This is a genomic window from Sulfitobacter sp. S223 (genome assembly GCF_025143825.1).
In the GTDB taxonomy this organism is placed as follows: Bacteria; Pseudomonadota; Alphaproteobacteria; order Rhodobacterales; family Rhodobacteraceae; genus Sulfitobacter.
The window spans coordinates 1,884,205-1,898,805 of the sequence record NZ_CP083560.1; the positions used below are offsets into that span (position 1 = coordinate 1,884,205).

The window sequence follows — 14,601 nt, forward strand, 5'->3', positions numbered from 1 at the left end:
TTTAGGATATAATATGAAGTTCCTCGATCTCGCCAAAGTTTACATCCGCTCCGGTGCCGGTGGCGGCGGCTGTATCTCGTTCCGGCGGGAGAAATATATCGAATTCGGCGGCCCCGACGGTGGCGATGGCGGCGGGGGCGGTTCGGTCTGGGCTGTGGCTGTGGATGGTCTCAACACCCTTATCGATTTTCGCTATCAGCAACACTTTTTCGCCAAGAACGGTCAACCGGGTATGGGGAAACAGCGTACCGGCAAGGACGGTGAGGATATCATCCTGCGCGTGCCTGTTGGCACTGAAATCCTCGACGAAGACGAAGAGACCGTGCTTGCCGATATGACCGAACTTGGCCAACGCATCGAACTTGCGCGCGGTGGTAATGGCGGCTGGGGTAACCTGCACTTTAAATCTGCGACCAACCAAGCACCGCGCCGGTCTAACCCTGGTCAGGACGGGGTGGAGCGTACTCTGTGGCTGCGGCTAAAGCTGATTGCGGATGTCGGGCTTCTGGGTCTGCCCAATGCAGGTAAATCCACGTTTCTGGCGGCGACATCTAACGCCCGCCCGAAAGTTGCGGACTATCCCTTCACAACGCTGCACCCGAACCTTGGTGTGGTCGGTGTTGATAACACCGAATTCGTGGTCGCTGACATTCCCGGTTTGATCGAGGGTGCCCATGAAGGCCGTGGCCTTGGCCACCGCTTTTTGGGTCATGTAGAGCGCTGCGCCGTTCTGATGCATCTGGTCGACGGCACCTCCGAGACAATCACCGAAGACTACCAGACAATCATCGGTGAGCTTGAGGCCTATGGTGGAGAGCTGGCCGATCGTCCGCGTGTCACGGTGCTTAACAAGATTGACGCGCTGGATGAGGAAGAGCTTGCAAGTGCCCGTGCTGAATTGGAAAAAGCATGTGGTGGTGAGGTCATGACGATGTCTGGTGTTGCGCAAACAAATACCGTCGAAGTCCTGCGGGCCCTGCGTGCGCAGATTGACGATGACCGGTTGCGTCAGAAACCTGCGGGGGAGGAAGCGCCTTGGCAGCCCTGACAGAGGCCAAACGCGTTGTCATAAAGATTGGTTCTGCTCTGCTGGTGGATCGTACCACCGGTAGTTTGCGGGCTGATTGGCTGGCTTCATTGGCGCAAGACGTGGTCTGGCTCAAGAAATTGGGCGTGGATGTTGTGCTGGTGTCGTCCGGCTCAATTGCGCTGGGGCGTGGTGTTCTGGGGCTGGGGCTGGGCACGCTGGCGCTTGAACAATCGCAGGCGGCGGCTGCTGTCGGGCAAATTCGTCTTGCGCGTGCCTACGAAGAGGTTCTGGCCCCGCATGGGATCACCACCGCGCAGGTTCTTGTGACGCTGGAAGACAGCGCCAACCGCCGCCGGTATCTGAACAGCCGGGCGACGCTCGAGACACTTCTGGGGCTTGGTGCCGTTCCGATTGTGAATGAAAATGATACTGTTGCTACTGATGAAATCCGCTTTGGTGATAATGACCGACTTGCCGCGCAGATCGCGGTCACTGTCGGCGCTGACCAGCTAATCCTGTTGTCGGACGTGGATGGGTTCTACACTGCCAATCCTGCGGATGATGCAACTGCCACCCGGTTTGAGGTGATTGACAGGATCACCCCCCGGATCGAGGCGATGGCCGGCGATGCAGGCTCAGGACTAAGCAAAGGCGGCATGAAGACAAAGTTGATGGCGGCAAAAACAGCCGTATCGGCGGGCTGCGCGATGGCGATCACCGAAGGGTCGGTATTGCGGCCGCTGACAGCCCTTGATCAGGGTGCGAATGCGACGTGGTTTACCGCCCAGACAGATCCGCAGGCTGCGCGCAAAAGCTGGATCGCGGCGATGAAGCCGTTGGGCGCACTGACGCTTGATCGTGGCGCAGTGGACGCGCTTCAGCGCGGCAAAAGCTTGCTGCCGGCCGGCATCACAAATGTTGTTGGCAACTTCGAGCGGGGGGATGCAGTTTCGCTTTTGGGGCCGGACGGGGCGGGTGTCGGTTCCGGTCTTGCGCGCTATTCCGCTGCCGAAGCGCGGTTGATACAAGGCCACCAAAGCGTCGAGATCGAAGCATTGCTCGGGTATCCGGGGCGCGCTGCCCTGATCCACCGTGACGATATGGCTCTATAAGGACAAGACGATGACAGAGATTGCAGATATTCATGCCCTGATGTCAGATATCGGCCGCCGTGCCAAAGTGGCGGCAGCAACCCTTGCAACAGCCAGTGCAGAGCAGAAGCACGCCGCGCTGATTGCTGCGGCTGATGCTGTCTGGAGCGATCGCGAAGAAATATACGCGGCCAACGCGCAAGATATGGCCTATGGCAAGGACAAGGGGCTGAGCCCTGCAATGCTTGACCGTCTAGCACTGGACGAGGCAGGGCTTCGGGGGATCATTGACGGGTTGCGTGCCATTGCTGAACAGCGCGATCCTGTCGGGGATGTTATCGCTGAATGGGACCAGCCCAGCGGGTTGCACATACAGCGGGTTCGGACGCCCCTTGGTGTCATTGGCGTGATCTATGAAAGCCGCCCGAATGTGACCGCCGATGCTGGTGCGTTATGTCTTAAATCTGGCAATGCCGTGATTTTGCGCGGCGGCTCTGAGAGCTTCCACAGCAGCCGCGCGTTGCACGTATGTTTGCAGCAAGGCTTGCGTGACGCTGGCCTGCCAGAAGACGCGATCCAGCTTGTCCCGACGCGTGACCGTCAGGCAGTGAAGGAAATGCTCACGATGACCGACACGATCGATGTCATCGTACCGCGTGGCGGCAAGGGGTTAGTCGGCTTGGTCCAGCGCGAAGCGCGCGTGCCGGTCTTTGCCCATCTTGAAGGCATCGTTCATATTTACATCGACAAGGACGCCGATCCTGAGAAAGTGCTCAAGATCGTGATGAACTCCAAGACTCGGCGGACAGGCATTTGCGGCGCTGCGGAGTGTTTGTTGATCCACCGGGACGTTTTGCCGAACATTGGCAAAGGTCTGGTGCGCGCGTTGGTCGACGCAGGCGTAGAGGTGCGCGGCGATGAGGCGCTTGCTAATCTGGACGGTGTCGTGCCAGCCACGGATGACGATTGGGGCCATGAATATCTGGACATGATCATTGCCGCGAAAGCAGTTGACAGCATCGACGCCGCGATGGCGCATATCCGGCACTATGGGTCAAACCATACGGATTGTATCATCACCGAAGATCCACAGGCTGCCCAGACATTTATGAATGGTCTCGATAGCGCCATCCTGATCCACAACGCTTCAACCCAGTTTGCCGATGGTGGTGAATTTGGCATGGGCGCCGAGATCGGGATTGCGACGGGTAAAATGCACGCGCGCGGCCCTGTAGGGGCCGAGCAGCTGACCAGCTTCAAATATCTGGTGACAGGGGATGGGACTGTCCGTCGCTAAAGAGTGATGCAGAGGGCATTTTCTGTGCGCTCAACCTTGAGAGTGTGTCCCTCGGATGCGGCGTGTGTGGGGAGCAGGCCGAACTGAACCTGCGCGGGCCGCAAATCGTATTTCTCCATGCTACCTTCAAGCATGGACCATAGGGTTTCATCAAGGTTGAGCTTGTCTGCGTGACCCGTCAGAGAGATTTGGCCATCTGTGATCGAAATTTCGATCCGGCCGCCGTATGGCATGGCGGTTTCCATGCAGAGTGTTGCCAGTAGGGCGAGCCTCACGAGGCGTCGGGGTTGGCCATCTTCTGGTGCCCAGACAACCGAAAGCCGCGAAGAGGCGTAGCTGTCCTTTAGGATGGATACCACTTCGGATCGGCCGACCATCTGTGTGTCCGCAGACCCAAAAGCGATGCGGAAAAAGCGGATGCGTGCACTGGCGTTGGCCACACTTTCGGCAATAAGGTCCATTTCCTGCGTTGGTGACTGCAGGCTCATCTCCATGAGTTCCAAACCGTTGTTGATAGCGCCAATTGGAGATATCAGGTCGTGGCAGATGCGGCTCCCGATCAAGGCAGCAAAGTCGGTGTTGTGGTTCATATAAGTCGCGTCCTTGTCAGTAAGGAAAATTGGATGGAAGATTTCAACGCAGTCTTGACGCCTGGCATGCTGGTGCGACACCCGGGAATGCCCGATTGGGGAGTAGGGCAGGTGCAAAGCAACATCGGTGGTAAGCTCACAGTGAATTTCAGAGAGGCTGGTAAAGTGGTCATCGACAGTACCCGGATCGCCTTGGTTCCAGTGTTTGATAGTTAACATCTCAAAATAGCGTAAATGATGTATATCTCTCCTCTCGGTCTGTACGGAACAGCAACCATAAGTTGCATCTGGCAATATGTGCAGTCGTTGCAAATATGTCCCCAGCAGCTTATCCGTAGGCCACTCGAACGTTGGGGCAGGGCATGACAGAATTTACGGTCAAGCTGGCCGAAACGGACGCAGAGCTGCAAGCGGCCCAGCGTTTACGGTATGATGTTTTTGTAAAAGAACTGGGCGGAAGCGGGGATTTGGTCGATCACCCAGCCGGCCTAGAACGGGATCGATTTGACCCATATTTCGACCATTTGATCCTGACGGAAAAGGGCCGCGCCGAAGTTGTCGGTGTGTACCGCCTACTGCGCGGATCACAAGCGCAGGCAGCAGGCGGTTTCTACTCTGAAGGCGAGTATGATCTGACCCCTCTGAAGAACTCCGGAAAGGAGGTGTTGGAGCTGGGGCGTTCGTGCCTGCACCGTGATTTTCGCGGTGGCATGGCGATGCATTGGTTGTGGCGTGGCTTGGCTGATTATGTGACGCAGCATCGCATCGAGGTGCTGTTTGGCGTGGCAAGCTTTCATGGCACCGACATCGCCCAACTTGCTGCTCCGCTGTCTTTGCTGCATCACCGTCATCTTGCGGCGCCCGAATTACGCGTGCGTGCCCGAGAAGCATCTTTTCAGTCGATGGACCTGATCCCACAAGAGGCGCTTGATCGTCGCGCCGCCATGGTGCAAGTGCCAAGCCTGATCAAAGCTTACTTGCGGCTTGGCGGGTGTGTGGGCGAGGGGGCCTTTGTGGATCATTCATTTAACACGACGGATGTCTGTCTTGTATTGGACACGGCGCAGATGAATGCGCGTCAGGCGAAAATTTACGGCGGTGCCACATCATGAGCGCCAGATGGGACACAAGCAGCTATCCCAAGCTGCCCCGTCTTGGCGTTGCCGGATTGGTCCGTGTCCTGTTGCGCGGCGCTGCGATGATTGTGCTCGTGTTCGGAGGCCTCGTTTTTTTGCTGGCCGTGCGGCTGTTCGAACGGCCGTTTTATGGGCTACACAGGCCATTCACGCCCGCAATCACGCGGTTCGTTTGCCGCAATGCTTTCCGCCTTTTGGGGATGGAGTTCGCCGTGGTCGGTGTCCCGATGGAGGCGCGCGGTGCCGTGGTAGCAAACCATTCAAGCTGGCTTGATATCTTTGCGCTGAACGCAGCCAAACGCATCTACTTTGTCTCGAAGTCCGAGGTTGCGTCATGGCCTGCGATCGGGTGGCTGGCGCGTGCAACTGGCACCGTGTTTATCGAGCGTAATCCAGCACGTGCGCGCGAGCAGACGGCTTTATTTCAAGACAGACTTTTAGCTGGCCATAAGTTGCTGTTTTTCCCGGAGGGAACCAGCACGGATGGAATGCAAGTCCTGCCGTTCAAAACAACGTTGTTTCAGGCATTTTTTGCGCCGGAACTGCGTGATAAGATTTATGTCCAGCCCGTGACGGTCGTCTACCGCGCCCCCGAAGGAGAGGACGCGCGGTTCTACGGTTGGTGGGGTGGTATGGAACTTGGGCCGCATCTGCTTGCGACGCTGGCCTTGGGTAAGCCCGGTGGCGTCGAGGTAGTTTACGGCACGCCGATGGCTGTCGCAGATTTTCAGAACCGCAAAGCTCTTGCTGCGGCCTGCGAAGAGGCGGTTCGCCGCGCCCACACAAAAGCACTGTCATCGTCATAATGCACAGCCTTTTTAGGTGAATTTTCCCTTGCGCACATACCAAGGCTACGGTAAGCGCAGCCTACTTAATCCCGCAGTCGGGGATTGGGACTGATGGGGAGACATCCCAAAAGTTCCGCCGGTTGGCCAGCATCCCGTTGGTCAGACCCCCGACGAGGCTAAACCGGAAAGGTATAAAGACATGGCTCTTCCTGAGTTCTCCATGCGCCAATTGCTTGAAGCAGGCGTACACTTTGGCCACCAGACGCAGCGCTGGAACCCACGCATGGGTCCGTACATCTACGGCGCACGTAACGGCATCCACATCATGGATCTGACACAGACCGTCCCAATGCTGGAAGACGCGCTGAAAATCATCCGTGATACAGTCGCCAAAGGCGGCAGCGTTCTCTTCGTTGGTACAAAGCGTCAGGCCGCACAGCCTATCGCCGAAGCCGCAGAGAAATGCGCACAGTATTACATGAACCACCGCTGGCTCGGCGGCACGCTGACCAACTGGCAGACCGTGTCCAAATCCATCCAGCGCCTGAAGCACATCGACGAGCAGTCCGAGATCGGTTTCTCCGGCCTGACGAAAAAAGAGCGTTTGGGCATGGAGCGTGACCAAGCCAAGCTGCAAGCGTCTTTGGGCGGTATCCGTGAAATGGGCGGTCGTCCTGACCTGATCTTCGTCATCGACGTTCGCAAAGAGCAGCTGGCAATCGCCGAAGCCAACAAGCTGGGTATTCCGGTTGTGGCCGTGGTTGACACGAACTGCTCACCTGACGGCATCGACTACATCATTCCAGGCAACGATGACGCGGCACGCGCCATTGCTCTGTACACCGATCTGGCTGCCCGCGCGGCACTTGACGGTATGTCCGCACAGCTGGGCGCCGCTGGCGTTGATCTGGGCGCGATGGAAGAGGCTCCTGCTGAAGAAGCTGTTTCCGAAATGCCTTTGGGCGGCGCTTCCGCCGAAGCGACAGCGAACGACGCGATTTCGAAAGATGGTCCTCTGGACATCGAATCCAAGCAAGAGACAGTCGCAGACGCGAAGTCCTGATGTGGCGGCTGCCTGCGGGCAGCCATCACAATAGTGTCATACGGGGCAGGGTATACCTGCCCCGAAAGCATATAAAACCCAGATAGGAGACCCATAGAGATGGCAATTACAGCATCCATGGTCAAAGAACTCCGCGACTCGACCGGCGCGGGCATGATGGACGCCAAAAAGGCACTGACAGAAACCAACGGCGACATTGAAGCCGCTGTTGACTGGCTGCGCACAAAAGGCTTGGCGAAAGCGGCGAAGAAATCCGACCGTACCGCAGCCGAAGGCCTTGTGGCTGTGAACGTTGAAGGCGGCCGCGGTGTGGCTGTTGAAGTGAACTCCGAAACAGATTTCGTTGGCAAAAACGCCGACTTCCAGAAAATGGTTTCCGGCATAGCTGCTGTTGCAGTGAAATCAGATGACATCGACGCGCTGAAAGCGGCTGACATGGGCGGCAAAACAGTCGAGCAGACTGTAATCGACGCTGTTGCCGTTATCGGTGAGAACATGTCCGTGCGCCGGATGTCCGCCATCGAGGGTGACCTTGTGGTGTCCTACGTGCACAATGCAGCGGCCCCCGGCATGGGCAAAATCGGCGTTCTAGTTGCAATGACCGGCGGCGACGAAGCGTTCGGTAAGCAGGTTGCGATGCACATCGCAGCGGTAAACCCGGCGTCCTTGTCCGAGGAGGATCTTGATCCAGCTGTTGTCGAGAAAGAAAAGCAAGTCCAGATCGACATCGCAAAAGAATCCGGCAAGCCAGACGCAGTTATCGAAAAGATGATCGTTGGCCGCATGCAGAAGTACATGTCCGAAGTGACGCTTCTGAACCAATCCTTCGTTGTGAACCCTGACCTGACAGTTGGTGCCGCAGCGAAAGAAGCGGGTGCAACCATCACTGGTTTCGTTCGTCTTGAAGTCGGCGAAGGCATCGAAGTTGTCAAAGAAGACTTCGCAGCTGAAGTGGCTAAAATGAACGGCTAAGCTTCCTAAGCTTTAGTATTCTGGAAAGGCGGGGCTGTGAGCTCCGCCTTTTTTCGTATGGTGGTGAGGTCACTTGTGCAAGAAGCAACAGGCAACGCGGGCTTCTGCTGAAAAGATACCGCGCTGCCTGCCACCGTAGGACTGAAAACTCTGGGGAGAGTTAATTTTCAGTGGCTCCGGCCGGCAAGGCCTAAAATGGGCCTCACCGGAGCCGGCGACCCGGTAGAGCTTTGTAATTACAAAGGTTTTCGGGTCGTTTGCCAGACCAGCTTAGCTTTGCGCCTGACTAGGGGGAATTTGCGGTGAATCTTCCCCAACGTAAAGTAAGGTATTCCTTACCCAATGGTTAACTTTCAGAAAACCTAAATATCCAGAACAAACATCTGGTTGGAAAAAGCTGCCTTTAGAACAGCTTGCGCAGTGGTTTCCACGTCCAGTGCATCACGCGCGAGCCGCAGGTGTTTCTCTACAGTGGCCGCCGTGAGGCCCATGATCTGTGCAATGTCTTGGGTCGTCTTGCCATCACCAACCCATTCAAGAACTTCGCGCTGGCGTGATGTCAGCGCGCGATTGGGCGGAGTGTAGGGCAGGGTGAGGATTTTGAGGTGAACAATATTGTTCATCAGAGTGATGTCTGCGCCATGTTCCGCCCAGACCTCGTCTATCGCGCTTTGGTCCATGCCAGGGCGCGCAGTTAATGCAATCGCTCCTTTTGAGCGCGCAGAGATCGATTTGAAGCTGATGGAGTAGCCAGCCGTCACGCCCATATCACGGTTGAACTCAAGAACTCGGCGTTCAGGGGCGCTAAGTGTTTTTGTCCGCTCCATGTCAGCCAGCAGACGCCAGCTTTTTGCGCCTTCGTTCTCAAGCGCCCAATGCACCATTGGCGCATGAAAATAGTGCCCTTCATCCAGAAAGACCTTAGTGTACTCACTGGAATGGTTGGTCAGGATGATAAAATCGCTTGGGTCGCCCAAAGATGTCGCTGTGCGGTAGCGGGTGAAACCATAAAGCAGGCGATCAAATCCGAATTCGGCCATCTTTGCGACATGCCGTTCCCAAAGCGCCTCGATACTCTTGCTGTCCGCAACCGTAAGCAGATATTCCCGCAGCCTCATGACGGCACCAGCCTTTCTGCAAGAGCGTCGAGTGCCATAAGGTAACCACGCGGGCCAAAGCCGCATATTTGGCCGACAGCGACTTTTGAAAGATAGGACACGTGCCGGAATTCTTCGCGAGCGTGGATATTGCTTAGATGGACTTCAACCATCGGCAGTTCGACGGAAGCAACTGCATCCATCAGCGCGATCGAGGTATGCGTATAGGCACCCGCATTGATCACCAGACCCGCATGTGTGCCTTTGGCCGCGTGAATTGCATCAATCAGCGCGCCTTCGTGGTTGGATTGCATCAACTCTACGTCCAGACCCAACTGCGCGGCATGGGCCTGACAAGATGCCTCAATGTCGGCCAGCGTCGTGCTGCCGTAAACTTCCGGCTGCCGCTGTCCGAGCAGATTTAGATTGGGTCCGTTCAAGACAAGTACCGAAGGCATATTTTTTCCCGACGCAAGGTGTTTGGAAAACCCTGCCAGCGTCTACTCCGTCTGTCCAGTGTTGAGCCGTATTTGCCATAAAAACACAGTCTTTTTGCAAGATGTGAGCCGTTAAGGTTCGGCTTAGGTACAGCCATGGTCAGGCTGCGTGGTGCGAGCCGGGGTGTCGCTGTGCCTGGTTCGACCTGCTGATGAACCGACAGATCACTGAAAGGTGCGTTTGAAGTCGGATTAAATCAGTTTGCGCGCTACGTATCAGCCGTTTGTATCTGCGAGCGTTACCAATATCTTACCGGTGCGTCACTTGAAGCGCTATCAATAACTAGATTACATAATACTGATTATACATATTGTGGATGGCCGTTTTTATACCGCTCAGCACTTGCGCCCCATTGACCTTCCTATGTCGGTTATGAAACCTGCGTCCACACTCAAATTTGCATCGGAGCTTGTCCATGGATCGCGCTGTTATCGTTCACCAGAACTTCTTGCGGCGGTTGGAGCAGAATGATCTGCCAAACGGCCCGATGCCTGATCCAGCCATTCCGCCAGCCCAGTTGGTCGAAATCTTTCGTAGTCAGGTGCTTAGCCGTCAATTGGACCGTACCAGCCGCGCGATGCATTCTGTGGGCAAAGGCTTTTACACCATCGGGTCTTCAGGTCACGAAGGTATGGCTGCTGTGGCCGAAGCATTGCGGCCCACGGATATGGCCTTTTTGCACTACCGTGATGCGGCATTCCAGATTCAGCGCAGCATGCAGGTTCCGGGACAAAGCCCGGTCTGGGACATGCTGATGAGTTTCCGGACAGCCAAAGCCGATCCGATTTCAGGCGGCCGTCACAAGGTTCTGGGCTCTCGTGCGCTCAACATCCCGCCGCAAACCTCTACAATCGCTAGCCATTTGCCAAAAGCAGTCGGAGCCGCCTATTCTTTGGGCCTCGCGCGGCGTAGCACGCCAGAGCATCAATGTCTGCCAGACGACAGCATTGTTATGTGTAGTTTTGGCGATGCGTCTTCCAACCATTCTACGGCCCAAGGTGCGATTAACACCGCTTGCTGGACCAGTTTCCAATCCGTGCCGCTGCCCATTATTTTTGTGTGTGAAGACAATGGCATAGGCATCTCTGTTCCGACGCCGCGTGGTTGGGTCGCTGCGAATTTCTCGAACCGTCCGGGGCTGCGGTATTTCACCTGCAACGGTTTGGATATGGCCGAAACGCTGACAGTATCGCAGGCTGCCGCAGATTATGTGCGCCGGACGCGTAAACCTGCTTTTCTACATATAACGACGGTGCGCCTTTACGGCCATGCGGGATCGGACGTTGAGATGACGTACCGCGACAAAGCGTCGATAGAGATGTCCGAAGCGAACGATCCGCTGCTTCATTCTGTGCGCATTCTGCGTGATGCGAACATTAAAAGTGCTTCGCAATCTCTTGAAGTATATAATGAAATCGAAGGCATCTGCACGCGTGTGTCCGTGGAAGTGATGGAACAACCGGCCCTAAGTACTGCCGCGGAGGTGATGGAGAGTATCATTCCCCCTACCCGCAGTTGTCTACCGTCCAATGGCCCGTCTGCGGCGCGCCGGGCAGAGGTTTTCGGTAATGACATCAAGCAGATGTCTGAACCGCAGCCGATGAACAGGCTTATTGGTTGGGCATTGAGTGATCTGATGCTGTCACATCCGGAAATTATTGTTGCCGGAGAAGATGTAGGCCGCAAAGGCGGTGTCTATGGCGTAACCCAAAAGCTGCAGAACCGTTTTGGGCCGGACCGCGTGATTGATACGCTTCTGGATGAGCAGTCTATTCTTGGATTGGCCATTGGCATGGCTCACAACGGTTTTGTTCCCGTGCCGGAAATCCAGTTCCTTGCCTATCTGCACAACGCCGAAGACCAATTGCGGGGCGAAGCAGCGACGCTGAGCTTCTTCTCGGATGGTCAATACACTAACCCGATGGTGCTGCGCATTGCAGGACTTGGTTATCAGAAAGGTTTTGGTGGTCATTTCCACAATGATAATTCCCTTGCTGTGTTGCGCGATATTCCGGGTATCATCATCGCTTGCCCGTCGAACGGAGCTGATGCCGCGATGATGCTGCGTGAATCCGTGCGTCTGGCCCGTGAGGAGCAGCGCGTGGTCGTCTTTGTCGAGCCGATTGCCTTGTATCCCATGCGCGATCTGGATGAATCCGGAGATGGCGCTTGGCTTACGTCCTACCCCGCACCGGACCAGCGTATTGGTCTTGGTGAAATTGCCGTATGCGGTGAGGGTACCGATCTGGCGATCGTGAGCTATGCCAATGGTTACTACCTTTCAACGAAGGCCAGTAAGGAATTGAAGGATAAAGGAATAAACCTTCGGCTGATCGATATGCGATGGCTTGCGCCGCTACCAGCCGAGGCAATCCTGGAAGCCACGAAAGACTGCAAGAATGTTTTGATCGTGGATGAATGCCGCCGCACCGGTAGCCAGTCGGAAGAGCTAATGGCGCTTTTTACCGAAGCGGGACACAGCCGCATTGCCCGCGTCACTGCCGAGGACAGCTTTATCGCAACGGGGCCGGCCTACGCGGCCACCCTGCCCTCAACCGATAGCATCATCGCTGCTGCTAACGCATTGGTGACATCATGAGCCGCCCGACAGCTGTTATCATTTGCCCTGGTCGCGGAACCTATAACAAGGCTGAACTCGGGACGCTGGGCCGCACCTATGCGGACCATCCGCTGATTGCTGAATGGGACGCGATGCGGGCCGCTGATGGTCAGGAAACGCTTACCGCTCTCGACAGCGCCGAGAAATTCTCGGCTGCGCGCCACACCACGGGTGAAAATGCCTCTCCGTTGATTTATGCGGCAAGCTATCTGGATGCGCTTTCCGCTTATGAGAGCCATGACATCTGTGCTGTCACGGGAAACTCACTGGGCTGGTATATCGCGCTTGCTGCAGGTGGTGGCGCAGATGCTGCGAACGGTATGCGCATCGTCAACACCATGGGCACGTTGATGCACAAGCATGGCAAAGGCGGGCAGGTTCTTTATCCGTTTGTTGACGAAAACTGGCAGCCAATCGCGGGAGAGGAATCGCGCTTGATGGCGCTGATCTCCGACATTGATGCCAAGCCCGACCACAGCCTGGCGTTGTCCATCCATCTGGGTGGTATGCTGGTGGTCGCAGGAAACGAGACAGGTCTTGTGGCCTTTGAGAAGGCCGTTGCAGGTGACGGAAACCGTACGGCTTTACGTCTTCCTAACCACGCCGCCTTCCATACATCTCTGATGGCCGATGTTGCGGAGATGGGGCGCACGGCCCTGCCCAAAGAGCTTTTTGCCGATCCGCACACGGCGTTGATCGATGGTCGCGGTCACATCTGGCAACCCGTTGCATGCGATCTGACATCGCTGCGCAACTACACGCTGGGCCACCAGATCACCGAGACATATGATTTCACCGCGGCTGTCCGTGCCGCCGCGCGCAATTTCGCGCCAGACCGGTTCATCATCACTGGTCCCGGTACAACGTTGGGCAGTGCGGTCGCGCAAGCGCTTATCAGCATCAATTGGCAAGGCATCGATAGCAAGGCGGCATTCCAAGCGCGCCAAGCTGACACGCCGCTGGTGATCAGTATGGGCCGCGCGGATCAAAGAGCGCTGGCTCTTTGATCCTAGCCCAACGCGTAGCCTGTGCCACGCACCGTGCGGATCGGATCGGCGCCACCTTTTGCTGAAAGCGCTTTGCGCAGCCGTGCAATGTGGACGTCAACCGTGCGCGTATCCACATAGATGTCGCGGCCCCAGACCAGATCCAGAAGCTGGTCGCGGCTGAACACCCTGCCCGGCTTTTCCATCAGCACCACCAACAGGCGGAATTCGGTTGGTCCCAGTTTGATTTCTTCGTCCGCTCGGGTGACGCGGTGCGTTTCGGCGTTCAGTTGGATGTCATCAAAGCTAAGCACCTCGCCTGATGCCGCAGGACGCACACGGCGCAGCTGGTTGCGGACACGGGCCATCAATTCGCGCAGGTTATACGGTTTGACCACATAATCGTCCGCACCGGTATCAAGGCCACGCACAGCGTCCACTTCTTCAGAGCGGGCGCTGAGCATGATCACCGGTATTTCACGCGTTTCGGGGCGCGTTTTCACGCGGCGGCAGACCTCGATCCCTGACAGCAATGGCATCATCCAGTCTAGAATGATGATATCCGGCGCTGCCTCATTGATTAGCATCATGGCTTCTTCGCCATTTTCCGCGCGGCGCACCGCATATCCTTCGGATTCAAGATTATAGGCCAGTACCTCGCGCTGTGCCGGCTCGTCCTCTACCAGCAGCACCTGCATTTGGTTCGTGGACATCCGCCTTACCCCTTATTCATGACCGATGTGTCATCCGCTTTTGGCCGTGCCTCGTCAGGATGGGCGCCAGTAACCAGATAGACTACCTGCTCGGCCATCGAGGTGCAGTGGTCGCCCATCCGCTCGACGTTTTTGGCAATGAAATGCAGGTGCATACAGGCGGTGATGTTGCGCGGATCTTCCATCATGAAGGTCAGGAATTCGCGGAACAGCGCATTATACATCTGATCGAGATCTTCATCGCGCGCAATGACCTCGGCGGCAAGGATGGCGTCGCGACGGATATAGGCATCCAGCGCATCTTTCAACATTTCTTCGGCAAGCCGTGCCATCCGGCGGATCGCGCCGGTGCTGTCGCTTACGGGTGGCATCTGGGAAAGGACGCTGGTCCGCTTCGCCATATTCTTTGCATAGTCGCCGATCCGCTCCAGATTGGCAGAAATTTTCATGACGCTCAGGATCATGCGCAAATCGACCGCAGCAGGCGCGCGCAGCGCAATCACGCGGGCAGCGTTTTCGTTGATCTGCGCTTCGAGCACGTCAATCTGTTTGTCCGCAGCGCGAACTTTTTCTGCCAGATCTTCGTCGCGGGTTTCAAGGCTGGTGGCCGCTTGCCGGATCGCGTCTTCGACAAGGCCGCCCATCTTCATGATCTGCGCCTGTACCTTTTCAAGGTCACGGTCGAAGGCAGAGGCGATATGGTTATGTTCTTCCATTGGC

Annotated in this window: 15 protein-coding genes; 10 read left to right on the forward strand and 5 right to left on the reverse strand. The window is 56.4% G+C overall.

The window, feature by feature from the left end; genetic code table 11:
- Positions 1 to 13 precede the first annotated feature (13 nt).
- The 3 genes from obgE to K3757_RS09080 are packed head-to-tail and all read left to right on the forward strand — an operon-like array spanning position 14 to position 3,418.
- The gene (gene obgE, locus K3757_RS09070; RefSeq protein ID WP_260001140.1) at positions 14 to 1,048 is read left to right on the forward strand and encodes a GTPase ObgE; all 1,035 of its coding nucleotides are present in this window, start codon (positions 14 to 16) and stop codon (positions 1,046 to 1,048) included.
- Complete coding sequence (gene proB, locus K3757_RS09075; RefSeq protein ID WP_260001141.1) at positions 1,036 to 2,142, forward strand: glutamate 5-kinase; 1,107 nt, start codon at positions 1,036 to 1,038, stop codon at positions 2,140 to 2,142. The genes obgE and proB overlap by 13 nt, the downstream gene beginning before the upstream one ends.
- A gap of 10 nt (positions 2,143 to 2,152) precedes the next feature.
- Positions 2,153 to 3,418 carry a glutamate-5-semialdehyde dehydrogenase gene (locus K3757_RS09080; RefSeq protein ID WP_260001142.1) on the forward strand — a complete coding sequence of 422 codons (1,266 nt, stop codon included), beginning with the start codon at positions 2,153 to 2,155 and terminating at the stop codon, positions 3,416 to 3,418.
- Here the strand turns inward: K3757_RS09080 and K3757_RS09085 are convergent.
- Positions 3,415 to 4,008 carry a histidine phosphotransferase family protein gene (locus tag K3757_RS09085; RefSeq protein WP_260001143.1) on the reverse strand — a complete coding sequence of 198 codons (594 nt, stop codon included), beginning with the start codon at positions 4,006 to 4,008 and terminating at the stop codon, positions 3,415 to 3,417. The genes K3757_RS09080 and K3757_RS09085 overlap by 4 nt on opposite strands.
- A gap of 33 nt (positions 4,009 to 4,041) precedes the next feature.
- Here K3757_RS09085 and K3757_RS09090 point away from each other — a divergent pair, with 33 nt between their 5' ends.
- The 5 genes from K3757_RS09090 to tsf all read left to right on the forward strand — a co-directional run bounded on the left by K3757_RS09090 (position 4,042) and on the right by tsf (position 7,967).
- Positions 4,042 to 4,224 carry a DUF3553 domain-containing protein gene (locus K3757_RS09090; protein ID WP_260001144.1) on the forward strand — a complete coding sequence of 61 codons (183 nt, stop codon included), beginning with the start codon at positions 4,042 to 4,044 and terminating at the stop codon, positions 4,222 to 4,224.
- Between the two features lie 146 nt (positions 4,225 to 4,370).
- The gene (locus tag K3757_RS09095; RefSeq protein ID WP_260001145.1) at positions 4,371 to 5,120 is read left to right on the forward strand and encodes a GNAT family N-acetyltransferase; all 750 of its coding nucleotides are present in this window, start codon (positions 4,371 to 4,373) and stop codon (positions 5,118 to 5,120) included.
- Positions 5,117 to 5,950, forward strand: a complete 834-nt coding sequence (locus tag K3757_RS09100) for a 1-acyl-sn-glycerol-3-phosphate acyltransferase (RefSeq protein WP_260001146.1) — start codon at positions 5,117 to 5,119, stop codon at positions 5,948 to 5,950. Before K3757_RS09095 ends, K3757_RS09100 begins: the two co-directional genes overlap by 4 nt.
- Positions 5,951 to 6,131: 181 nt before the next feature.
- Positions 6,132 to 6,995, forward strand: a complete 864-nt coding sequence (rpsB, locus tag K3757_RS09105) for a 30S ribosomal protein S2 (RefSeq protein ID WP_260001147.1) — start codon at positions 6,132 to 6,134, stop codon at positions 6,993 to 6,995.
- Between the two features lie 99 nt (positions 6,996 to 7,094).
- On the forward strand, positions 7,095 to 7,967 hold the full coding sequence (gene tsf / locus K3757_RS09110; protein ID WP_260001148.1) for a translation elongation factor Ts: 873 nt from the start codon (positions 7,095 to 7,097) through the stop codon (positions 7,965 to 7,967).
- A gap of 362 nt (positions 7,968 to 8,329) precedes the next feature.
- Here tsf and K3757_RS09115 read toward each other — a convergent pair whose 3' ends face one another.
- Both K3757_RS09115 and aroQ read right to left on the reverse strand, forming a co-directional pair.
- Entirely contained in the window at positions 8,330 to 9,085 is a 756-nt protein-coding gene (locus K3757_RS09115) for a LuxR family transcriptional regulator (RefSeq protein ID WP_260001149.1), read from the reverse strand.
- Entirely contained in the window at positions 9,082 to 9,522 is a 441-nt protein-coding gene (gene aroQ, locus K3757_RS09120) for a type II 3-dehydroquinate dehydratase (protein ID WP_260001150.1), read from the reverse strand. Before aroQ ends, K3757_RS09115 begins: the two co-directional genes overlap by 4 nt.
- Before the next feature lie 455 nt (positions 9,523 to 9,977).
- Between aroQ and K3757_RS09125 the strand changes: the two genes are divergently transcribed.
- Entirely contained in the window at positions 9,978 to 12,161 is a 2,184-nt protein-coding gene (locus K3757_RS09125) for an alpha-ketoacid dehydrogenase subunit alpha/beta (protein ID WP_260001151.1), read from the forward strand.
- Positions 12,158 to 13,189, forward strand: coding sequence for an ACP S-malonyltransferase (locus tag K3757_RS09130; protein ID WP_260001152.1), 1,032 nt, complete (start codon positions 12,158 to 12,160; stop codon positions 13,187 to 13,189). The genes K3757_RS09125 and K3757_RS09130 overlap by 4 nt, the downstream gene beginning before the upstream one ends.
- A gap of 2 nt (positions 13,190 to 13,191) precedes the next feature.
- Here K3757_RS09130 and phoB read toward each other — a convergent pair whose 3' ends face one another.
- Together phoB and phoU are read right to left on the reverse strand one after the other, a co-directional pair.
- The gene (gene phoB, locus K3757_RS09135) at positions 13,192 to 13,881 is read right to left on the reverse strand and encodes a phosphate regulon transcriptional regulator PhoB (RefSeq protein WP_260001153.1); all 690 of its coding nucleotides are present in this window, start codon (positions 13,879 to 13,881) and stop codon (positions 13,192 to 13,194) included.
- Between the two features lie 5 nt (positions 13,882 to 13,886).
- Positions 13,887 to 14,597 carry a phosphate signaling complex protein PhoU gene (gene phoU / locus K3757_RS09140; RefSeq protein ID WP_260001154.1) on the reverse strand — a complete coding sequence of 237 codons (711 nt, stop codon included), beginning with the start codon at positions 14,595 to 14,597 and terminating at the stop codon, positions 13,887 to 13,889.
- Between the last annotated feature and the right edge of the window lie 4 nt (positions 14,598 to 14,601).